At 73.9% G+C, this 19,550-nt stretch carries 20 protein-coding genes; 10 read left to right on the top strand and 10 right to left on the bottom strand.

The window, feature by feature from the left end; translation table 11 throughout:
* Window positions 1-26 precede the first annotated feature (26 nt).
* Together hisC and EAH89_RS26560 are read left to right on the top strand one after the other, a co-directional pair.
* Complete coding sequence (gene hisC, locus EAH89_RS26565; RefSeq protein ID WP_140886723.1) at window positions 27-1,133, top strand: histidinol-phosphate transaminase; 1,107 nt, start codon at window positions 27-29, stop codon at window positions 1,131-1,133.
* Entirely contained in the window at window positions 1,126-2,016 is an 891-nt protein-coding gene (locus tag EAH89_RS26560) for a prephenate/arogenate dehydrogenase family protein (protein ID WP_140886722.1), read from the top strand. Before hisC ends, EAH89_RS26560 begins: the two co-directional genes overlap by 8 nt.
* On the opposite strand, the gene EAH89_RS26555 is transcribed toward EAH89_RS26560, so the two are convergent.
* Both EAH89_RS26555 and EAH89_RS26550 read right to left on the bottom strand, forming a co-directional pair.
* Window positions 2,007-2,312 (bottom strand): hypothetical protein, encoded by a 306-nt coding sequence (locus EAH89_RS26555; protein WP_140886721.1) that lies wholly within the window; start codon window positions 2,310-2,312, stop codon window positions 2,007-2,009. The genes EAH89_RS26560 and EAH89_RS26555 overlap by 10 nt on opposite strands.
* Window positions 2,313-2,512: 200 nt before the next feature.
* Window positions 2,513-3,022: a pyridoxamine 5'-phosphate oxidase family protein gene (locus EAH89_RS26550; RefSeq protein ID WP_140886720.1), complete on the bottom strand. Its 510-nt coding sequence runs from the start codon at window positions 3,020-3,022 to the stop codon at window positions 2,513-2,515.
* A gap of 158 nt (window positions 3,023-3,180) precedes the next feature.
* Between EAH89_RS26550 and EAH89_RS26545 the strand changes: the two genes are divergently transcribed.
* Window positions 3,181-3,963, top strand: a complete 783-nt coding sequence (locus EAH89_RS26545; RefSeq protein ID WP_140886719.1) for an enoyl-CoA hydratase/isomerase family protein — start codon at window positions 3,181-3,183, stop codon at window positions 3,961-3,963.
* Window positions 3,964-3,975: 12 nt separating this feature from the next.
* Here EAH89_RS26545 and EAH89_RS26540 read toward each other — a convergent pair whose 3' ends face one another.
* Window positions 3,976-4,584 (bottom strand): DedA family protein, encoded by a 609-nt coding sequence (locus EAH89_RS26540; protein ID WP_140886718.1) that lies wholly within the window; start codon window positions 4,582-4,584, stop codon window positions 3,976-3,978.
* 4 nt (window positions 4,585-4,588) lie between these two features.
* Window positions 4,589-6,286: an ArnT family glycosyltransferase gene (locus EAH89_RS26535; protein WP_241667225.1), complete on the bottom strand. Its 1,698-nt coding sequence runs from the start codon at window positions 6,284-6,286 to the stop codon at window positions 4,589-4,591.
* Window positions 6,287-6,384: 98 nt separating this feature from the next.
* Between EAH89_RS26535 and EAH89_RS33225 the strand changes: the two genes are divergently transcribed.
* The 7 genes from EAH89_RS33225 to phnE (EAH89_RS26500) all read left to right on the top strand — a co-directional run bounded on the left by EAH89_RS33225 (window position 6,385) and on the right by phnE (EAH89_RS26500) (window position 12,492).
* Complete coding sequence (locus EAH89_RS33225) at window positions 6,385-6,597, top strand: hypothetical protein (protein WP_140886717.1); 213 nt, start codon at window positions 6,385-6,387, stop codon at window positions 6,595-6,597.
* 159 nt (window positions 6,598-6,756) lie between these two features.
* Window positions 6,757-7,914 carry a DegT/DnrJ/EryC1/StrS family aminotransferase gene (locus tag EAH89_RS26525; RefSeq protein WP_140886716.1) on the top strand — a complete coding sequence of 386 codons (1,158 nt, stop codon included), beginning with the start codon at window positions 6,757-6,759 and terminating at the stop codon, window positions 7,912-7,914.
* Window positions 7,915-7,966: 52 nt separating this feature from the next.
* On the top strand, window positions 7,967-8,773 hold the full coding sequence (gene phnC / locus EAH89_RS26520; protein ID WP_140886715.1) for a phosphonate ABC transporter ATP-binding protein: 807 nt from the start codon (window positions 7,967-7,969) through the stop codon (window positions 8,771-8,773).
* The gene (gene phnD / locus EAH89_RS26515; protein ID WP_140886714.1) at window positions 8,770-9,744 is read left to right on the top strand and encodes a phosphate/phosphite/phosphonate ABC transporter substrate-binding protein; all 975 of its coding nucleotides are present in this window, start codon (window positions 8,770-8,772) and stop codon (window positions 9,742-9,744) included. Before phnC ends, phnD (EAH89_RS26515) begins: the two co-directional genes overlap by 4 nt.
* On the top strand, window positions 9,741-10,715 hold the full coding sequence (phnD, locus tag EAH89_RS26510) for a phosphate/phosphite/phosphonate ABC transporter substrate-binding protein (RefSeq protein WP_140886713.1): 975 nt from the start codon (window positions 9,741-9,743) through the stop codon (window positions 10,713-10,715). Before phnD (EAH89_RS26515) ends, phnD (EAH89_RS26510) begins: the two co-directional genes overlap by 4 nt.
* A complete protein-coding gene (phnE, locus tag EAH89_RS26505; protein ID WP_140886712.1) occupies window positions 10,712-11,611 on the top strand; it encodes a phosphonate ABC transporter, permease protein PhnE in 900 nt (299 codons plus the stop codon). The genes phnD (EAH89_RS26510) and phnE (EAH89_RS26505) overlap by 4 nt, the downstream gene beginning before the upstream one ends.
* The gene (phnE, locus tag EAH89_RS26500) at window positions 11,608-12,492 is read left to right on the top strand and encodes a phosphonate ABC transporter, permease protein PhnE (protein WP_140886711.1); all 885 of its coding nucleotides are present in this window, start codon (window positions 11,608-11,610) and stop codon (window positions 12,490-12,492) included. Before phnE (EAH89_RS26505) ends, phnE (EAH89_RS26500) begins: the two co-directional genes overlap by 4 nt.
* Window positions 12,493-12,572: 80 nt before the next feature.
* Here phnE (EAH89_RS26500) and EAH89_RS26495 read toward each other — a convergent pair whose 3' ends face one another.
* The 6 genes from EAH89_RS26495 to EAH89_RS26465 all read right to left on the bottom strand — a co-directional run.
* Window positions 12,573-13,055, bottom strand: coding sequence for a GcrA family cell cycle regulator (locus EAH89_RS26495; RefSeq protein ID WP_140886710.1), 483 nt, complete (start codon window positions 13,053-13,055; stop codon window positions 12,573-12,575).
* Window positions 13,056-13,221: 166 nt separating this feature from the next.
* On the bottom strand, window positions 13,222-14,187 hold the full coding sequence (locus EAH89_RS26490; RefSeq protein ID WP_140886709.1) for an acetamidase/formamidase family protein: 966 nt from the start codon (window positions 14,185-14,187) through the stop codon (window positions 13,222-13,224).
* Window positions 14,188-14,246: 59 nt separating this feature from the next.
* The gene (locus tag EAH89_RS26485) at window positions 14,247-15,455 is read right to left on the bottom strand and encodes an MFS transporter (protein ID WP_140886708.1); all 1,209 of its coding nucleotides are present in this window, start codon (window positions 15,453-15,455) and stop codon (window positions 14,247-14,249) included.
* Window positions 15,456-15,505: 50 nt separating this feature from the next.
* The gene (locus EAH89_RS32835) at window positions 15,506-18,085 is read right to left on the bottom strand and encodes a putative bifunctional diguanylate cyclase/phosphodiesterase (protein ID WP_241667228.1); all 2,580 of its coding nucleotides are present in this window, start codon (window positions 18,083-18,085) and stop codon (window positions 15,506-15,508) included.
* 159 nt (window positions 18,086-18,244) lie between these two features.
* The gene (locus EAH89_RS26470; protein WP_277753894.1) at window positions 18,245-18,958 is read right to left on the bottom strand and encodes an isochorismatase family protein; all 714 of its coding nucleotides are present in this window, start codon (window positions 18,956-18,958) and stop codon (window positions 18,245-18,247) included.
* Window positions 18,959-19,041: 83 nt separating this feature from the next.
* A partial coding sequence (locus EAH89_RS26465) for an AMP-binding enzyme (protein ID WP_140886705.1) occupies window positions 19,042-19,550 on the bottom strand: 509 nt, incomplete at its 5' end.

Here is a 19,550-nt window from a genome sequence, read left to right as displayed (position 1 = left end):
TCTCCCCTCCCGGAGCGACGACGACCATGCCCGTGATGCCCCGCCCCTCCATCCTCTCGGTCGAGCCCTATGTGGGCGGCGAATCGAAGGTCCCGGGCGTGAACCGGATCGTGAAGCTCTCCTCCAACGAGGGGCCCTTCGGCCCGCCGCCGGCCGCCATCGCCGCCATCGCCGAGGCCGGGCGGGAGGCGCACCGCTACCCCGACGGCGGCGCGACGGCGCTGCGCGAGGCGATCGGCCGCCACCACGGGCTCGACCCCGCGCGCATCGTCACCGGCAACGGCTCGGACGAGCTGCTCGCCCTCCTCATCCTCGCCTATGGCGGGGAGGGGACGGAGCTGGTGATGTCCGCCCACGGCTTCCTCATGTACGAGCTGACCGGGCGCTGGGCCGGCTGCCACATCATCAAGGTGCCCGAGAAGAACCTCGTCGCCGACGTGGACGGGCTGATCGCCGCCTGCGGGCCGCGGACGCGCCTCGTCATCCTCGCCAACCCGAACAACCCGACCGGCGCCCTGCTGCCGCAGGCGGAGGTGAACCGCCTTCGCGCGGGGCTGCGGGAGGACATCCTGCTGGTGCTCGACAGCGCCTACGCCGAGTACGTGGAGGACCCCGGCTACGACCCCGGCCAGGCGCTGGTGGACGCGGGCTCCAACACGGTGATGACGCGCACCTTCAGCAAGGTCTGGGGCCTCGGCGGCATCCGGCTGGGCTGGGCCTACGGACCGGCGGCCATCATCGACGTCATGAACCGCGTGCGCGGCCCCTTCAACGTCTCCGCCCCCGCCATGGCCGCGGGCATCGCGGCGCTGTCCGAGCCCGACTGGGTCGCGAAGAGCGTCGCGCACAACTCCGCCTGGCGCGCGCGGCTGACCGAGGGGCTGGAGGCGCTCGGCCTCAAGGTGCATCCCAGCCACGGCAACTTCCTGCTGGTGGACTTCGGCAGCGCGGAGGCGTCCAAGGCGGCGGACGCGCATCTCCGCGCGCGCGGGCTGATCGTGCGCGGCGTGGCCGTCTACGGCCTGCCGACCTGCCTGCGCATCACCGTCGGCACGGCGGAGGAGTGCGGGATGGTGCTCGACGCGCTCGCCGGCGCCGGAAGCCCCGTGCAGCGACGCGCGGCCCATGCCTGAGGCCCCGCTCTTCGAGCGCCTCTGCATCATCGGGCCGGGGCTCGTCGGCTCCTCCATCCTGCGCCTCGCGCGCGAGAGGGGCGACATCGCCCGCCACCTCGTCGCCTCCGCCCGCAGCGCGCAAACGCTCGAGCGCGTGCGGGCGCTCGGCATCGCCGACACGGTGGAGGCCGACCCCGCCCGCGCGGTCGAGGGCTGCGACGCCGTGATCCTCTGCGTGCCCGTCGGCGCCTACGCGGGGGTGATGGCGGTGATCGCGCCGCACCTCGCGCCCGGCTGCATCCTCAGCGACGTCGGCTCCACCAAGGGCAGCGTGCTGCGCGACCTCGTGCCGCTGCTGCCGGAGGGCGTCCACCTCGTGCCCGCGCATCCCATGGCCGGCACCGAGCATTCCGGGCCGGACGCGGGCTTCGCCACCCTGTTCAAGGGCCGCTGGTGCATCATCACGCCGCCCCCGGGCGCGGACCCCGAGGCCGTGGCCCGGCTGCGCGCCCTCTGGGAGCGCGCGGAATCGATGATCGAGACGATGGACGCGGCAACGCACGACAAGGTGGTGGCGGTCGTCTCCCACCTGCCGCACCTCATCGCCTTCACCATCTGCGGCACGGCCGACGACCTCGCGCAGGAGACGCGGGAGGCGGTTCTGAGGTTTGCGGCCTCGGGCTTCCGCGACTTCACGCGCATCGCGGCGAGCGACGTCGACATGTGGCGCGACATCTTCCTCAACAACCGCGAGGCGGTGCTGGAGATGCTCGCCCGCCTGACGGAGGACGCCCAGGCCTTCGGCCGCGCCATCCGATGGGGCGAGGCCGGCTTTATCGAGGACCGGATCCGCCGCGGGCGGAAGATCCGGCGCTCGCTGATCGAGCTGAATCAGGCCTGACGCAGCCGCGCCGCGGGCCGCTCGTCCGCGGCGTTGGCGGGGACGGGAAGGGTGCTCATCGCCCCGCGGAAGCCGGCCTGGAGCGCCGCGAAGAGGCTGCTCCGCTCGTCGGTGCCGGGAAGGGCGCCGGGCGGGGCCACCGCGCCGGTCTCGTCCGCGAGGGCGAGCGGGGCGGCCAAGCGGTCGCGCGCGTCGCGAAGGGCGAGGGCGGATTCCTGCCAGTCCATGCCCGGGCGGACAGCGTCCAGCAGGGCAAGCTGGAAGGCGGCGTGAAGAGCGTTACAGGCAGCGCCCATGGGAAACCGGCTCCTGGTCGTTGCATCGAATCGGACGCGGCCGGAAGCCAGGAAGGCGCCGACCGCGTTGCCAGGACATTACGATCAAAATTCCGCGATGGGAAGTGTTTCGTAATGATATGCTTCTTGATCACGGGCGGGACGAGTTGCCCTCCGAACGCCGCCCGCGCCACGACGGGCGCGGGGCGGCCGCGCCGGGTTCAGGCCGTGAAGGTCACCCGCTCGTTCTCGCCGCCCTTCGGCGGCTCGCCCGTCAGCGTCGCCTTCACGTAGCCGAAGGCGTGCAGGAGGGTGGAGTTCGGGCTGTCCCAGTACTCGGCGCCCGTCATCTCCACGGCGATGAGCGCGATCTTCGGGTCCTCGGGGCCGCCCGGGAACCAGGTCTTCATGCTCTCCTGCCAGAACTCCTTCTGCTTGGCGGCGTCGCGCACCACGCGGGCCGTGCCGGAGATCGAGACGTAGTTCTGGCTCGACGGGTCGCTGTAGGAGAGCAGGACGCGGTTGTTGTTCTTGATCTCGTCGGTCTTCTCCGTGCTGTTGCCGGAGTAGAACCACAGGGTCTTGCCGTCCGGGTCCAGCGCGGCCGCGACCATCGGGCGGCCCCGCAGCTTGTCGCCGTCGCCATGGGTCACGAGGACGGCGGTCTGCACGTCCTTGATCATCTCGCGGACCTTCTCGCGCTGCTCGTGATCGGTCTTCGCCTCGGCCATGGAGATCTCCTCAGTTCCTCTGATCAGGCGATGGAACGGCGCGGGGGCGGCGCGGTTGCCCGGCGGGGCGAGCGCTCCGCGCCGCCGTGGCGCGCGCTCCGCACCGCTGCGGGGAGGGGCTTGCCGGGGCTCCGCGCCGCCCGCACCCTGGCCGCGACATGAGCCATCCCGACCTTCACCTCGCGCGGGACGCGGGGATCGCGACGCTGACCATCGACCGCCCGGCCAAGCGCAACGCGCTGACCCTGCCCATGTGGCAGGCGATGCCGGGCATGCTCGAGGCGCTCTCGGCCGACACCGCGCTCCGCTGCGTCATCCTGCGCGGCGCGGGCGAGGAGGCCTTCTCCGCCGGCGCCGACATCACGGGCTTCGCGACCGAGCGCGGCACCGAGCCGCGGGAGCGCGCCTACAACGAGGCGTTGATCGCCGCCTTCCTCTCGATCGAGCGCTGCGCGCACCCGGTCGTCGCGGCCCTCTCCGGCCACGCGCTCGGCGGCGGCTGCGGGCTGGCGCTGATGTGCGACTTCCGCGTGGGCGGGCCGGGCTCGCGCCTGGGCATCCCCGCCCGCAACCTCGGCCTCTTCTACCCGCACGAGGGCCTCGACGCCCTGCTCCGCATCGCCGGCGAGGCGGTCGCGATGGAGATGCTCGTCGAGGGCCGGACCTACACCGGCGAGGAGGCGCTGGCCCGCCGCCTGCTGACGCGCCTCGTGCCTGACGACGCCGTGCAGGCGGAGGCGCGCGCGCTCGCGGCCCGCGTCGCCGAGGGCGCGCCGCTCGCCAACCGCTTCCACAAGCGCGCGCTGCGCGCGCTCCGCGGGCCCCTGCCGATCACCGCGGCCGACCGGGCGGAGCTGGAGCACTTCCCCCGCAGCGCGGACTTCCGGGAGGCCGTGGCCGCCTTCGGCGAGAAGCGGCGGCCGGTCTTCCGCGGGGAGTGAGGCGGGCAGGCCCTACCGCCCGCTCCACCGCCCCCGCGTGCGCCAGAGGTGCCAGGCGTAGGCCAGCGCCGCCGTGCCCAGCACCGCGATCCCCAGCGGCTCCATCCAGTGCCCGATGCGCTCCCACTGACCCTGCAGCAGCCAACCCGCGGTCATCAGGAAGCCCGTCCAGAGGCAGGTGCCGATCGCAGTGGCGGTGTAGAAAACCGCCCGGTTCATGCGCACGAGGCCCGCGGGCACGGAGATGAGGGTGCGCGGCCCGGGCAGGCAGCGGCAGATCAGCACCGCCCAGACGCCCCAGCGGACGAGCAGGGCGCTCGCCGCGCGCACGTCCTCGCCGATGATGCCGACGAAGCGGCCGTAGCGGTCCGCCAGGCGCTCGATCCGCGCCTGCCCCACGGCGCGGGCGCCCTCGTACCAGAGGGCGTTGCCGAGGATGGCCCCCGCGTTGCCCGCCGCGAAGACCGCCAGCGGGTCCATCTTGCCCTGCGCGGCGGCGAAGCCGGCGACCGGCATGATCGCCTCCGAGGGAATGGGCGGGAAGACGTTCTCGGCGAGCATCAGCAGGAAGATGCCGAAGGTGCCGGTGGCCGCCATGATGTTCGCGACGAAGTCCAGCATGGCCTCAGGGGGTCCGGAACAGGACGATCGCGACCCGGCGGCCGCGGACGTAGTTGAAGCCCTCCACCCGCCCGACGGCGTGCTGGCGCAGGCCCAGCGCCGCGAGCGCCGCCTCGAAGCGCGGCACCTCCCGCCCCTCCACGGCCACCACGCGCCCCGGCCCTTCCGACAGGAAGCGGGCGGCGTCGGCGCCGCCGGTCAGCAGGTGGGTCGCGGTGCCGGCGGCGAAGACGAGGGAGGGCTCGTGGAAGCCGGTGATCCCGAAGCGCTCCGCCGGCACGCCCTCCGCCGCCACCATGGCGGCGACGCGGGTGGAGACCCAGGGCGCCGTCAGCCGCGGCAGCACGCCCTCCAGCACCACGGCGTAGAGCGGCACGGCGAGGATGGCGGCCGAGAGGCCGGCCCGCGCCCAGTCCCCCTCCCGCGCCGCGCGCCGCACCGCGACGAGGAGCAGGGCGGCGAGGGGGGGCGCGAGGAGGCTCACCGGCTTCAGCGCCCCGTCCGCCGCGACCGGCAGGCCGACCGCCAGCCCCGCCAGGCCGAGGGCGGTGCCGACCAGCGCCACCCAGCCGATCCCGGCGAGCCAGCGCGGCACCGGCCGGCGCAGCGGGTCGCAGGCCCAGGCGGCGCCGAGCAGCAGCAGCGCCGGGTAGGCGGGCAGGACGTAGTGCGGCAGCTTCGTCGCCACCGCCTCAAACAGGAGCCAGGTGGGCGCGGCCCAGGCGAGCAGGAAGCGCGTGCCCGGCCGCATCCGCGCCGCCCAGGCATGGGGCAGGCCGCGCAGCACGAGGAAGGCGCCCGGGAAGGCCGCGATGCCGAAGGTGAGGAGGTAGTAGCCGGGTGGCCCCCAATGCGCCTCCTCGCCCGAGCCGACCTTGGCTAGCATGTCGTCGCCGAGCGCCTGGGAGAAGAAGCGCCCCTCGGTCGCGATGCCGATGGCCACCAGCCAGGGCAGGGCGCAGGCGACCATCAGCGGGATGCCCCAGCCCGGCCGCAGCGCGCGCAGCCAGGGCATGCCCGCCCGCCAGCCCCGGTCGGCCGCGAAGAGGGTGAGGCCGGCCAGCAGCGGCACCATCGGCGCGATCGGCCCCTTGAGCAGCACGCCCGCGCCGAGCGCGAGCCAGAAGCCGAGCGCCGCGCGGGCCGAGAAGCCGGCCGGCGAGAGATAGGCGCGCCCCATCAGCCCCATGGCCGCGACCACGCTCGCCAGCAGCGCCGCGTCGGTCTTGGCGATGTGGGTCTCGGCCACCAGCAGGAGGGAGGCGGCCAGCAGCGCCGCGGCCAGGAAGGCCGCCCGCCGCCCGACCAGCCCGCGGCCGAGGGAGAAGGTGGCGAGCACCGCGAGCCAGGCGCCGAGCGCCGAGGCCAGGCGGTAGCTGCCGATCCAGCCCCGCGCCGGCAGGCCCGCCGCCTCCATCGCGTGCACGATGCCCGCCTGCGCCCAGTGGATGCCGACGGGCTTCTTGTTCCGCTCCACCTCGCCGTTGCGGATGCGCACGTAGTCGCCGCTCTCGACCATCTGGCGGCTGGCCTGGGCGAAGCGGGACTCGTCGCGGTCCCCGGCCGGCAGGGAGAAGAGGCCCGGCGCCCACATCAGGAGGCAGAGGAGGGAGAGCCACAGCCGCGGCCGCCGCGTCTCCGGCAGTCGGTCCAGGGCGCTGGTCAGCGAGGCGGCGCCGGTCAGCGGGGGGGCAGGGGCCATGGCTCGGCGCCTTACCGGCGCCGCCGGGGGGTGTCGAGGCCCCTTCTCCAACAACCGCCCGCCTGGCGCGTTGGGAGGGGGCAGAGAGGAGACCCGCCATGTCCGACCGCCCCGAGATCACGCCGCCCGACCCCTCGCCCGCGCCGCAGCCCGCCCCCGGGCCGGAGACGCCGCCGCCCGAGCCGATGACGCCGCCCTCCCCGGGTCCGGAGTTCCCGATCATCGAGCCCGGCGGGCCGCAGGACCCGGTCGGCCCCGACATCCCGCCGATCGGGCCGGACCCGGGGGGCATGCCGCCCGCCGTCATGTGACGAGCGCGGGGCGGGGAGGGGCGGTGCCTCCCCCGCCCTGCGCCGCCGCTGGATGCGGTCATGACAGGGCATGACCGGTCATGACCGGCCGCTGGCGTAACCCTCCGACACAGTCCTTGATTTCGACGCCGCGGCCGGATTGGGCTAAGGCCCCGGCCCATGCCGAACAGCACACCCGCCCCCATTGGCCTCTTCGACGTCCGCGCCCAGCAGGCGCTGATCCGGCCGGAGATCGACCGCCGCCTCGCCGCCGTCCTCGATTCCGGCCGCTTCGTCATGGGGCCGGAGGTGGAGGAGCTCGAGCGCGGCCTCGCCGCCTTCGCGGGGGTGGGGCACTGCGTGGGCGTCTCCTCGGGCACCGATGCCCTGCAGATTGCCATGATGGCCGAGGGGATCGGCCGCGGGGACGCGGTGTTCCTGCCGGCCTTCACCTACACGGCCACCGCCGAGGTGCCGCTCGTGCTCGGCGCAACCCCCGTCTTCGTGGACGTGGACCCGCGGACCTTCAACATCGACATCGCGGACCTCAGGCGCCGCCTCGCCCTCGTGAAGGCGGAGGGGCGGCTGCGGCCGCGCGCGGTGGTGGGGGTGGACCTCTTCGGCCTGCCGGCGGACTGGCGGGCCATCGAGGCGATCTGCGCGGAGGAGGGGATGTTCGCCCTCGACGACGCCGCCCAGGCCTTCGGGGGCGCGCTGGAGGGCCGCCGGCTGGGCGGCTGGGGCGGGGCGGCCGCGCTGTCCTTCTACCCGACCAAGACGCTCGGCGCCTACGGCGACGGCGGCGCGCTGCTGACGGACAGCGCAGAGAAGGCGGAGCTCTACCGGTCGCTGCGCACCCACGGCGAGGGCAAGACCCGCTACGAGGTGATGCGGACGGGCATGAACGGGCGGCTGGACACGATGCAGGCGGCCATCCTCCTCTGCAAGCTGCCGCTGATGGAGGGGGAGCTGGCCGCCCGCGCGCGGGTCGCGGCCGCCTACGACGCGGCGCTGGCCGGGCGGGTGCAGACGCCGGTGCGGGCGGAGGGCTACGAGAGCGCGAACGGGCTCTACTCGGTGCTGGTGGAGGACGAGGCGCAGCGGGCGCGGGTGCAGGAGGCCTGCAAGGCGCGGGGCGTGCCGACGGCGATCTACTACCCCCTGCCGCTGCACCACCAGCCCGCCTACCGCGAGGCCCACGCCGCGGCGATCGGCCAGGCGCCGCCGCTGCCGGTGAGCGAGATGCTGTGCCAGCGCATCCTGGCCCTGCCCATGCATCCCTATCTTAGCGAGGCGCAGGTGGCGCGGGTGACCGAGGCGGTGCTCGCGGGGCTCTGACCCCGCGGGCGCGCCGACCCGTCCACGCTGCGCCGGACGCCGGGGGATTGCGATGCTCGAACTCCAGGACCTGACCTGCCGCTTCGGGGGCCGTGTTGCGGTGGATCGCGTGAGCCTCTCCGTGCCGCAGGGCCAGATGGTGGGGATCATCGGGCGCTCGGGCGCGGGGAAGTCCACGCTGCTGCGGATGGTCAACCGGCTGACCGAGCCGACCGCCGGCGCGATCCGGCACGACGGCGTGGACGTGACGGCGCTGCGCGGCCGGGCGCTGCGGGACTGGCGGACGCGCTGCGCGATGATCTTCCAGCAGTTCAACCTCATCCAGCGGCTGGACGTGCTGACCAACGTGCTCGTCGGGCGGCTGAACCACCGGCCGGGGGTGGTGGCGGCGCTCGACTCCCTCCTCCTCCGCTTCTCGCCGGAGGAGCGCGCCATGGCGCTGGACGCGCTGGAGCGCTTCGACCTGGCGGAGCAGGCCTTGCAGCGCGCGGAGACGCTCTCGGGCGGGCAGCAGCAGCGGGTGGCGATCGCGCGCGCCCTGCTGCAGGAGCCGCGGCTGCTGCTGGCGGACGAGCCCATCGCGTCCCTCGACCCGCGCAACGCGCGCGTGGTGATGGAGGCGCTGCGCGACGTGAACCGGCGGGACGGGCTGACCGTGCTCGTGAACCTGCACCACCTCGACACCGCGCGCCGCTACTGCGACCGGATCGTCGCCATGGCCGCGGGGCGGGTGGTCTTCGACGGCATGCCGGCGGCGCTGACGGCGCGGGAGGTCGAGGCCATCTACGGCGTGCCGGAGGAGGCGCTGGAGGCGGAGACCGCCCCGCCCGCGGACCCCGCCGTCGGAGCCGTCGCATGATCCACCGCCGCGCCCTGCTTCTGTCGGCCCTCGCCGTGCCGGCCGCCGCGCAGGTTGCGCCGCGGCGGAGCGTCGATCCCGGCGTGACCTTCCCCGAGGCCGGGCGCCGGCCCTGGGCGGACGCCATCCCGGTGCTGCGGATCGGCATCTCCGGCGGCGAGAACGAGACCGACCGCCTCGCGCGCAACGAGCCTTACGGCCGACTGCTGGAGGAGACCTTCCGCCTGCCCGTGCGCCTCTACCCCGCGCCGGACTTCGCGGGGGTGGGCCAGGCCTTCGCGGCCGGGCGGATCGAGATGGCGCAGATGGGCGCCGCCAACTACGCGGGCACCTGGATCGACACGCGCGGCGCCGTCGAGGCGCTGGTCGCGGCCGAGGCGGACGACGGCAGCATCGGCTACGTCGCCATCATGGTGGCGCGGGCGGATTCCGGCATCTTGGACCTCGCGGGCATGCGCGGGCGGTCCCTCGCCTGGGCGGACCCGGCCTCCACCTCCGGCTACTTCGCGCCACGGGCCGCGCTGCGGGCGCAGGGCATCGAGCCCGCCACCTACTTCTCGCGCACGGGCTTCGCGGGCGGGCACGAGCAGGCGGTGGTGGCGGTGCTGCACCGGCAATACGACGCGGGCTGCACCTGGGCCTCCGGGCAGGGGGACTTCGCGACGGGCTACTCCCGCGGGGCGCTGAAGGTGATGGTGGACAAGGGGATGCTCGACACGCGCGACCTCCGCGTGATCTGGCACAGCGACCCCATCCCGGCCGGGCCCATCGCCTGCCGCGCGGAGCTGCCGGAGGCCTTCAAGGAGGACATGCGCCGCTTCTTCCTCGCGCTGCCGAAAACCCATCCCGCAATTTACGAGGGGATCGAGCGCGGCGGGGGCACGGGATTCCGCACGGTGACCCACGCGGACTACGCGCTGGTGGTGCGCCTGCGCGAGGAGGAGGCGGCCGAGCGCCGGAGGCGGCGGTGACGGGCCGCCGCTCCCTCCTCGCCCTGCCGCTGGCCCTGGCCGCCGCGCCCGCCCGCGCGCAGCGGCGCAGCGCGGAGGCCGGCCTCGCCTTTCCCGCGCCGGGGCGGCGGGCCTGGGCGGCCGAGGTGCCGCTGATCCGCGTCGGCGTCCTCGGCGGCGAGAACGAGAGCGACCGGCTGGGCCGCTACGAGGGGTACCGCCGCCTGCTGGAGGAGACCTTCGGCGTGCCGGCGCGCCTGTTCCTGGCCGCCGACTTCGCGGGGGTGGTGCAGGCGCTGGGGGCGGGGCGGATCGACCTCGCCGCCATCGGCCCCGCGGTCTATGCGGCGGCCTGGCTGGACACGAACGGGGGCGTGGAGCCGCTGCTGGTGGCCGAGCAGGAGGACGGCTCGGCGAGCTACGTCGGCGTGATGGTGGTGCGGGCGGATTCCGGCATCGCGGACCTGCAGGGGATGCGCGGGCGCTCGCTCGCCTGGCCGGACCCGAACTCGGCCTCGGGCTACCTCATCCCGCGCTTCGCGCTGCGCCGCGCGGGCATCGACCCCAACACCTACTTCGCGCGCACGGGCTTCGCGGGCGGGCACGAGCAGGCGGTGGTGGCGGTGGTGCAGCGGCAGTACGACGCGGCCTTCACCTGGGCCTCCGGCCAGGGCGACCCCGCCGCCGGCTTCTCGCGCGGGAACCTCCACGCGATGGTCGAGAAGGGGATGCTCGACATGCGGGACCTGCGGATCGTCTGGCGGACGGAGCCGGTGATCTACGGGCCGCTGACCGTGCGCAAGGCGCTTCCCGAGGCCTTCAAGGAGGACCTGCGCGTGTTCCACTTGGCGCTGCCGGCCGCCCACCCGGCGATCTACCGCGCGATCGAGCGCGGGGCGGGGACGGGCTACCGCGAGGTGACGCACGAGCAATTCCAGCTGCTGATCGACATGCGGCGCGAGGAGGCGGCCGAGCGCCGCCGGCGCAACTGACCCCGTCCCGGGGCGCCACCCTCTCCCCCGCGGCCGCGCGCGGCGAGGCGGCCTTCCAGGCGGCGCGGCGGGCGAAGCGGGCGCGGGCGCTGCTCGGCGCCGTGCTGTTCCTGGCGGCGCTGCTGGCGGCGGCGCGGGTGAGCGAGTTCTACCCCGCCTCCCTCGCGGCGGGGCTGCCGCGCGCGGGGGACTACTTCGCGCGGCTGCTGCCGGACCTGCGCTGGGCGGCCCTGCTCGGCGGCTGGGAGACGGAGGGCAGCCTCGCTTTCTGGTTCTACCGCCTCGACAAATGGGCGCTGCTGCTGCTGGAGACCGCGAACATGGCGGCGCTGGCGACGCTGGCGGGGGGCGCCGTCGCGCTGCTGCTCTCCTTCCCGGCCGCGCGGAACCTGGCGCCCTCCCCCTGGGCCTACCGCCTCGCGCGGCGGGGGCTGGAGTCGATGCGGACGGTGCCGGAGATCGTCTACGCGCTGATCCTCGTCTGGGCCTTCGGCGTGGGGCCGCTGGCGGGTATCGTCGCGATCGCGGCGCACACGACGGGCGCGCTGGGCAAGCTCTTCGCGGAGGCGATCGAGAACGCGGAGATGGGGCCCTGGGAGGGCGTGCGCGCGGCGGGCGGCACCTGGGCGCAGGCCTGCCGCTTCGCGATGCTGCCGCAGGTGGCGCCCAGCATGGTCTCCTACCTGCTGCTGCGCTTCGAGATCAACGTGCGAGGGGCGAGCGTGATCGGCTTCGTCGGCGCCGGCGGGATCGGGCAGGAGCTCTACCTCGTGATCAGCCAGAACTACTACGAGGAGATCTCCGCCATCATCGTGCTGGTGGTCGTCGTGGTGGCGATGATCGACCTTCTCTCGGACGCGCTGCGGCGCCGGCTGCGGGGGGATGCCCGGGCATGAGCGAAGCGAATGTCCCGCCCGGCGTGAGCGGAGCGGGACGCGCGGAGGCGGCAAGCGTCGCGCGGTGGCGGGCGGCGCTGCCGGCGGCCTTCGGGCCCTTGCCGCGGCAGCGCGCCTGGCGGGCGGCGGGCGGCGCCCTGTTCCTCGTCTGGCTCGCCTGGGCCTTCTGGCTCTTCGACATCACGCCCGCGCGGCTCTGGGGCGGGCTGTCGGGGCTGTTCACCATCCTGCGGCTGATGGTCCCGCCCTCGCCCGGGGAGCTGTGGGGCGACATCCTCGAGGGCATTGCGGAGAGCGTCGCGATGGCCTTCCTCGGCACCGTTCTGGCGGCGGTCTTCGCCGTGCCGCTCGGCTTCCTCGGCGCGCGGAACATCGTGACGACGACGCTGCTGCGCTTCTCGCTGCGCCGCGTCTTCGACGGGATGCGCGGGGTGGACCAGCTGATCTGGGCGCTGGCCTTCGTGCGCGCGGTGGGGCTCGGGCCGCTGGCGGGGGTGCTGGCGCTGGCCGTCTCGGACCTCGCGACGCTGTCCAAGCTCTACGCGGAGGCGATCGAGAACACGGAGCGGCGCCAGGCGGAGGGCGTGACGGCGGCGGGCGGGTCGCGCCTCATGGCCGTGCGCTTCGGCGTCCTGCCGCAGGTGCTGCCGGTGATGCTCGCGCAGGCGCTCTACTTCTTCGAGAGCAACACGCGCTCCGCCTCCATCCTCGGCGTCGTCGGCGCGGGGGGCATCGGCTTGCAGATCGCCGAGCGCATCAAGGTGCGCCACTGGGACGAGGTGGCCTTCATCATCATCCTGATGGTGATCACCGTGGGCGTCATCGACTGGCTGGGCGGGCGGCTGCGGCGGCGGCTGATCGGCGAGCGGCCGCGCGCGTGATCGGTTGATCCAACGATCATGAAAAAGGGCCGGAGGATCGCTCCCCCGGCCCCTTCATCCTTCGGCGCGGCGGTTCGGCGTCAGGCGGCGTCCTCGCGGCGGTCGCGCGCCTTCACGTAGGCGATGGAGGCGTGCTCGAGGCAGTAGGGCTTCGTCGGCATCGCCTCGTCCGTGCAGAAGCGGAACTCGGGCGTGCCGGGCTCGCCGATCGGCCAGCAGCAGGTGCGCGCGCTGCTGCGCTGGAAGGGGCGCACGACGGCGGGCGGCGCGGCGCGCAGCGCGGGGGCCGGGGCGGGTGCCACGGGCGGTGGCGGCGGCGGCGGCGCGGGGCGCGGGGCGGCGGGCGCCGCGACCGGGCGCGGCGCGTCGCTCGTCGCGGCGCTGGCGGCCGCGGGCATCTTCTCGCGCTGAATGGGGCTCGGTCGCGCGGGCAGGTGCAGGCGATGCGCCTTGCCCACGACGGCGTTCTTCGAGATGCCCATGCGACGGCCGATCTCGGCAGTGGAGTGTCCCTCCGCCCAGAGCGCCCGCAATTGCTCGATCGCTTCCGCTGACCAGTCCATCGCGCCCATCCTCGTCAACGCCGATACAAGATACGGTAGGTCAGGCGGTTGCTTGACTACAAGATGAGGCGCACGGAATCTTGTGTATGGAATTGTGGGCGAAGCTGTGGACAGGATTCGCGACGTGAATCGGATCAGCGATTTGATGGCCCGACTTAGCGTTGAATCAGAAGAGCAATCCCTTCCTCAACATGCCGTGCACGCCCTTCTCGCCGTTCACGGTTTGAGTCACACGGAAATCAACCGCGAGCGAGCAGAACTGGTAGGCATCGGCCGCCGAGAGGTTCGTGCGCGCGGCGATGAAGGCGATCATCTCGCGCAGCGCCTGCTTCATCGCGAGGTCCAGGTCCTCGTTCATGCCCATGGTGATGAAGTGCGTCGGTGTTTCGGCGCGCGGATAGCGCAGGATGGGATCGCGCGCGCCGCCGCCCTTCTCGACGTGCAGGCCGAAGGTGCCGGTGAGGCAGGTCTCGAGCGCGTTGATGCAGACCTCGCCATCGCCCTGCACGCCGTGGCCGTCGCCGGCGGAGAAGCGCGCGCCCGCGACGTGCACGGGCAGCCAGAGGGTGGTGCCCTCCACGAGCTCCTTGTTGTCGAGGTTGCCGCCGTGCGCGCGCGGCTCCTTCGTGGAGATGCGGCCCCAGTCCTCGGGCGGCGCGACGCCCATCACGCCGAAGAAGGGCGCGAGCGAGAGCTTGATGCCGCCGCCCATCGGCAGCGTGCAGGTCTTCGCGGCCTGGTCGACAGGGATGTGCAGCATGCGGCGGAAGGGGAAGTCCTCGGGCAGCGTGCCGGCGAGCGGGCGGAAGCCGCAGAAGCCCCAGTTGGCGCCGAGCTCGATCCGCTCGATCTCGACGCGGAGCGCGTCGCCGGGCTCGGCGCCGCGCACCTCGACCGGGCCGGTGATGATGTGGCCGCCGGGCGCCGTGCCGTGGGCGAGGCCGATCGCGCGCAGGCCGTCCGGGATGGTCATGCCGCTGCCCTCGCCCGGCACGGCGTCGCCGAGGCCGGAGACGCATTCGAGCGTCACGCGCTCGCCGGAGGCGATGCTCGCCACCGGCGGGAAGGCGGCGTCGAAGACGGCGATGCGGGTGGTCTCGGGCGTCGCGGGGACGAAGAGCGGCTCGGCCATCGGTGCCTCCTGATTCGCGCGCAGTCTCGCCCGCGGGCGGGCGCTTGGCGAGGGGCGGCTCAGCGCGACCGGAGCACGCGCGACAGGGCGAGGCCGAGCGAGACCATGGCCGCGCCGACCACCAGCAGCGCCGGCACCGCGCCGAGGCGCGCCAGCAGCGTGCCGAAGAGCAGCGGGCCGAGCGACTGGCCGACGAAGAAGAAGAAGGCGAAGAGCGCGACCGCGGAGCCGCGCGCCTTGGGGGCGATCTCCGTCACCCGCGTCTGGAGCGAGCTGTGCATGGTGAAGTAGCCGAGGCCGAGCGCGAACATCCCGGCCGCGACGGGCACCACGCCCGGCGGCGCGCCGGCCGCGAGCCAGCCGGTGCCGGCGATGGCGACGAAGCCGGCGCCGACGATGCCGCCCGCCACGAGCTGCATGGCCGAGAGGCCGAGGCGCGAGAGCATGGGCCCGGCGAGGAAGGTGTTGGCCACCCCCGCCGCCCCGAAGGCGCCGATGGCGATGCCGGCCTCCAGCGGGCCGCCGATGCGCCACTCCGCCAGCATCGCCGCGAGGTAGGGGAAGAGGCCGAAGACGAGCAGGCCCTCGGCCGTGACGGCGGCGTAGACGCGGCGCGCCATGGGGAGGCGGACGATGCCGGCGTAGCGGCGCGCGGCGGCCGCGGCGTCGAGCTTGCCCGGCGGCGGGTCGGGGTCGCGCCGGATGTCCCGCAGGAGCACGAGGCCCATGGCGAGGACCGCGACGGCGCCGCCGCCGAGGATGCCCCGCCAGTCCACCGCGCCGTGGATCAGCCCGGAGACGACGCCGCCCGCGATCTGCCCCGTGGTCGAGAAGGCGAGGAGGCGGCTGAGGGCGACTTGGCGCTGCTCCATCGGCACGCGGTCGCCGAAGGTCGCGATGACGAGGGGGTAGATGCCCCCGGCCGCCGCGCCCGCGACCGCGCGGAAGACGAAGAGGAGGCCGAGCGAGGGCGCCAGGGCGCAGGCGACGAGGGCCAGGCCCGTGAGGAGGGTGGCCAATGCGATGATCCGCCGCTTGCCCAGCGCGTCCCCCACGGGCCCCAGGAAGGGCTGGATGAGGGCGTAGGGCAGGGCGAAGGCGGAGGCGAGGAGGGCCACGCTGTCGGTCGCCGCCGCGAAGTCGCGGGCGATCTCGGGCAGGATGGGGTCGAGGCTGCGGGACGAGAGCGTCGTGCAGAAGGCCGTCAGGCCGTAGAGGGTGATGAGCCAGCGGGTGCGGGCGGCTTGGTCGGCGGGCGGGGCTGGCATCAGGGGGAAGGTGCAGCGCCCGGCGCCGCGGCGCCAGCCCCGCGGCCCCCTCAGGCCCTCTCGAGGCGGGCCTCCGCGTCGAGGCGGCGGTGGAGCTGATCGGCCGGGACCGGGCGGCCGAGGAGGAAGCCCTGGGCCTCGTCGCAGTCGAGGGTGCGCAGGAAGGCGAGCTGGGCCTCGGTCTCCACGCCCTCGGCGGTGACGCGGAGGTTCAGGCTGTGGCCCATCGCGAGGATGGCGTCCACGATCGCGCGCGCGCCGGGGTCCAGCTCGATCGCCTGGGTGAAGGACTTGTCGATCTTGAGCTTGTCGAAGGGAAAGCGGCGGAGGTAGCTGAGGCTGGAGTAGCCGGTGCCGAAGTCGTCGAGGGCGAGGCGGACGCCGAGCGCCTTGAGCGCCTGCATGGTGGCGAGCGCGCCCTCGGCGTCCTCGATCAGCAGGCCCTCCGTCACCTCGAGCTCGAGGCGGCTGGCGGCGAGGCCGGTCCGGGCCAGCACCTCGGCCACCTGGGCCGGCAGGCCACCCCGGCGGAACTGCACGGGGGAGAGGTTCACGGCGACCGTGTAGGGCTGCGGCCAGGCGGCGGCGGCGGCGCAGGCCTGCTCGAGCACCCACTGGCCGAGCGGCACGATCAGGCCGCACTCCTCGGCCACCGGGATGAACTCGGCCGGGGAGACGTCGCCGCGCACGGGGTGGTGCCAGCGTAGCAGGGTCTCGAAGGCGGTGACGTCGCGCGTGCCGCAGGCATGCAGCGGCTGGAAGTTGATCTCGAACTCGCCCTTGGCCATGGCGCCGCGCAGGTCGTGCTCGAGCAGCCCGCGCTCGCGCAGGCGGACCTCCATCTCGGCCTCGAAGAAGCAGGTGACGCCGCGCCCCGCCTCCTTGGCGCGGTAGAGGGCGGTGTCGGCGTTCTTGAGCAGCGCCTCCACGGTGTCGCCGTCGTGGGGGAAGATCGCGATGCCGATGCTCGTGTCGATGCTGACCGCGTGGCCGTCGATGTCGTAGGGAAGGGCGATCTCGACCATGATCCGCTCGGCCAGGGCCGCGGCGTCGCCGGGGCCGGCCATCATGGTCTGCACGACGACGAACTCGTCCCCGCCCACGCGCGCCACGATGTCCGAGGCGCGGGCGAGGCCGTGCAGGCGCCGCGCGGTCTGGCGGAGGAGCTCGTCGCCGGCCGCGTGGCCGAGGGTGTCGTTGACGGGCTTGAAGCGGTTCAGGTCAGGCAGAGCACGGCGAGCCGGCCGCCGGCGCGCTCCGCCGCGGCCAGCGCCTGGGTCAGCCGCTCCTCGAGCAGGGTGCGGTTGGCGAGGTCCGTCAGCCCGTCGTGGTGGGCGAGGTGGTGGATCTCCTGCTGCGCGCGCCGGCGGTCGGTGACGTCGGTGTAGGTGCTGACCAGGCCGCCGCCCGCGAGGAGGCGCGTGCGGATCTCGAGCGCGGTGCCGTTGGGCCGCACCCGCTCGGCGAAGCGGACGGCGGCGTCGTCCTCCGGGACGGGCGGGTGCCGGGCCGCGGCGTCGGCGCCGGCGGGGCCGAATTCGCCCTGCGCCGCCTGCCACTCCACCAGGCGCGCGTGCTCGGCGCCGGGCTCGGCGAGGGCCGGCGGCACCTCCAGCAAGGTGACGTAGCGGGTGTTGCGAAGGGAGATCCGGCCGTGCCGGTCGATCATCAGCAGGCCTTGGTCGAGGTTCTCGATCGCGTGGCGCAGCACCTCGCGGGAGGCGAGGACGCGGCGCTTGTGGCGGATGAGCAGGAAGCCGACGACGAGCACGAGGAGGGTGACGCCGGCGCCGATGGCGATGGTGTAGCGGCGCAGCGCGTCGTAGCCGGCGTGCAGCGGCGCCATGTCCATCCCCACGGCGACGGTGATGGGGTAGTTGCGCAGCCGCCGGAAGCTGATCCGCTGGTCCGGCTTCCCCGGGGCGGGCGCGGGATGGATGCTGCCGTGGTCCGCGGCGGCGGCAGCCCGGCCGAGCGGCGTGTCCGAGAGGTCGTGGCTCAGCATCGTGCCGTCCGGCGCGGCGGCGCGCACGATGCCGTCCTGGCCGAGCAGCAGCATGTTGCCGCTGACGTTCAGCAGCTCGTGGAACTGGGTCAGCCAGTAGGGGTCGAGCGAGCAGACGACGACGCCCGCGAAGCTTCCGTCGGGGGCGTAGAGCTTGCGCGTGAACTGCACGGTCCAGCGCTGCGAGACGCGGCCGAGGACGGGGCGGCTGATGAAGAGGATGTCCGCGGGTTCCTCGACGTGGATGCGGAAATGCGGGCGGTCGGAGAGGTCGAGCGTGCCGTCGGTCGGGCCGAGGTTGGTCTGCCGCAGCTTGCCGGCGGTGTCGATGAGGGCGAGCTGCACCATCATGCCGTCGCTGTAGCCGCCTTTGCTTGCCACGAAGTCGAGGGTGAAGCCGGCGGGGTCGCGCCGGTAGGCCTCGCGCGCGAAGCGCAGGCGCTGGTCGATGGCCTCGATCGTGCGGGCGACGCCCTGCTCGGCCGCGCCGGCGATGTTGGCGGCGGCGACGGCCGCGCCCCGGTCGATCTCCCGGTGCTCCTCCGCCAGGCGCAGGCCGATGGCGCCCCAGAGGATCGCCAGGATCGTCAGGACGAGCGCGATCTCGAACCGGAAGGCCGACCACAGGCGGGCGAGGGCGGACCAGGCGGCGTCGGCGGGCTTGGCGGCCGGCCGTACCGCCGCTGGCGGGAGGTGTTGCACGCGCGGTTCTCCGCCCGGCCGGAGGGCCGGGTGGGGAGCAGCGTAGGAACCAAGGGATGAACAGATGTCTAAGGGCGGCGCCTCAGGCGGCGGCGAGGTCCGACAGCGCGGCGGTGGTCGTCACCCAGCCGAAGAAGGTGCGGACGTTGAAGACGGTCGCGTCGTGGACGTGGCGCGGGCCGCCCTGCCAGCAGGCGTCCTCCACCAGCACGGGCCAGAACTCGCGGTGGAAGGCCTCGCGGAGCGTGCTCTCCACGCAGACATTCGTCGCGACTCCGCAGAAGAGGAGGTCGCGGATGCCGCGCGCGCGGAGCATCATCTCGAGCGGCGTGCCGTTGAAGCCGCCGTAGCGGGGCTTCTGGATGAGGAGGTCGCCGGGGGCGGGCTGCATCTCCGGCACCAGGGCGTAGTCCCAGCCGCCCTTGGCCAGCAGCGTGCCCTCCAGCGCCGGCCTCTCGCGCATGAGGCGGAGCGCGTTGGACTTCCAGTAGTTGGGCGAGCCGGGGCCGCCGGCCTCGATTCCCTCGGGGTCCCAGCCGTTCTGGAACCAGACGACGGTGATGCCGAGCAGGCGCGCGCAGGCGACCACCTTCTGCACGTTGCCGATGACGGAACGGGTGCCGGAGAGGTCGAAGCCGGCCTTGTCGAGGTAGCCCTCGCGCGAGGCGTAGGCGTTCTGCATGTCCACGACGATGAGGGCCGTGCGGGCGGGCAGGAGGGGGAAGGACTCGGGCTCGGCCGGGAGGAGGCGGTCGCCGGGGCTGCGGGGAAGGTCCTGGGGGGCGCGGTCGGTCACGGGGTCGTCCTCGGGCGGTGGCCGGGATTTCCAAGCAGGCTTCGGGCCATCCCGGGGCGGGTGCCCCGGGACGGCGCGCGGCCCTACCCCACTCTGTTTTCGAGGAGGTCTTGTACGACGGTGGGGTCGGCGAGGGTGGAGGTGTCGCCGAGGCTGTCGGCTTCGTTGGCGGCGATCTTGCGGAGGATGCGGCGCATGATCTTGCCCGAGCGTGTCTTGGGCAGGCCCGGCGCCCACTGGATGGCGTCCGGGGAGGCGATGGGGCCGATCTCGCGGCGGACCCAGGCGACGAGTTCCTTGCGGAGTGCCTCGGTGGGCTCCTCGTCGGCGTTCAGCGTGACGTAGGCGTAGATGCCCTGGCCCTTGATCTCGTGGGGCATGCCGACGACGGCGGCCTCGGCCACCTTGGGGTGGGAGACGAGGGCGCTCTCGATCTCGGCCGTGCCCATGCGGTGGCCGGAGACGTTGAGGACGTCGTCGACGCGCCCCGTGATCCAGTAGTAGCCGTCCTCGTCGCGCCGGGCGCCATCGCCGGTGAAGTACTTGCCCGGGAAGGTCGAGAAGTAGGTCTGGATGAAGCGCTCGTGGTCGC

Origin of the sequence: Muricoccus nepalensis (assembly GCF_006438825.1) — a bacterium.
In the GTDB taxonomy this organism is placed as follows: Bacteria; Pseudomonadota; Alphaproteobacteria; order Acetobacterales; family Acetobacteraceae; genus Roseomonas; species Roseomonas nepalensis.
This window is presented reverse-complemented; position numbering and strand designations above follow the sequence as displayed.

What these genes read in the sequence shown, in the direction of transcription:
- EAH89_RS26560 (WP_140886722.1), top strand. Translation starts at nt 1,126, where the DNA reads ATGCCTGAGGCCCCGCTCTTCGAGCGCCTCTGCATCATCGGGCCGGGG.
- EAH89_RS33225 (WP_140886717.1), top strand. Translation starts at nt 6,385, where the DNA reads ATGTCCGACCGCCCCGAGATCACGCCGCCCGACCCCTCGCCCGCGCCG.
- hisC (WP_140886723.1), top strand. Translation starts at nt 27, where the DNA reads ATGCCCGTGATGCCCCGCCCCTCCATCCTCTCGGTCGAGCCCTATGTG.
- phnE (WP_140886711.1), top strand. Translation starts at nt 11,608, where the DNA reads ATGAGCGAAGCGAATGTCCCGCCCGGCGTGAGCGGAGCGGGACGCGCG.
- phnC (WP_140886715.1), top strand. Translation starts at nt 7,967, where the DNA reads ATGCTCGAACTCCAGGACCTGACCTGCCGCTTCGGGGGCCGTGTTGCG.
- EAH89_RS26550 (WP_140886720.1), bottom strand. Translation starts at nt 3,022, where the DNA reads ATGGCCGAGGCGAAGACCGATCACGAGCAGCGCGAGAAGGTCCGCGAG.
- phnD (WP_140886714.1), top strand. Translation starts at nt 8,770, where the DNA reads ATGATCCACCGCCGCGCCCTGCTTCTGTCGGCCCTCGCCGTGCCGGCC.
- EAH89_RS26545 (WP_140886719.1), top strand. Translation starts at nt 3,181, where the DNA reads ATGAGCCATCCCGACCTTCACCTCGCGCGGGACGCGGGGATCGCGACG.
- EAH89_RS26540 (WP_140886718.1), bottom strand. Translation starts at nt 4,584, where the DNA reads ATGCTGGACTTCGTCGCGAACATCATGGCGGCCACCGGCACCTTCGGC.
- EAH89_RS26485 (WP_140886708.1), bottom strand. Translation starts at nt 15,455, where the DNA reads ATGCCAGCCCCGCCCGCCGACCAAGCCGCCCGCACCCGCTGGCTCATC.
- EAH89_RS26535 (WP_241667225.1), bottom strand. Translation starts at nt 6,286, where the DNA reads ATGGCCCCTGCCCCCCCGCTGACCGGCGCCGCCTCGCTGACCAGCGCC.
- EAH89_RS26495 (WP_140886710.1), bottom strand. Translation starts at nt 13,055, where the DNA reads ATGGACTGGTCAGCGGAAGCGATCGAGCAATTGCGGGCGCTCTGGGCG.
- EAH89_RS26490 (WP_140886709.1), bottom strand. Translation starts at nt 14,187, where the DNA reads ATGGCCGAGCCGCTCTTCGTCCCCGCGACGCCCGAGACCACCCGCATC.
- EAH89_RS26555 (WP_140886721.1), bottom strand. Translation starts at nt 2,312, where the DNA reads ATGGGCGCTGCCTGTAACGCTCTTCACGCCGCCTTCCAGCTTGCCCTG.
- EAH89_RS26525 (WP_140886716.1), top strand. Translation starts at nt 6,757, where the DNA reads ATGCCGAACAGCACACCCGCCCCCATTGGCCTCTTCGACGTCCGCGCC.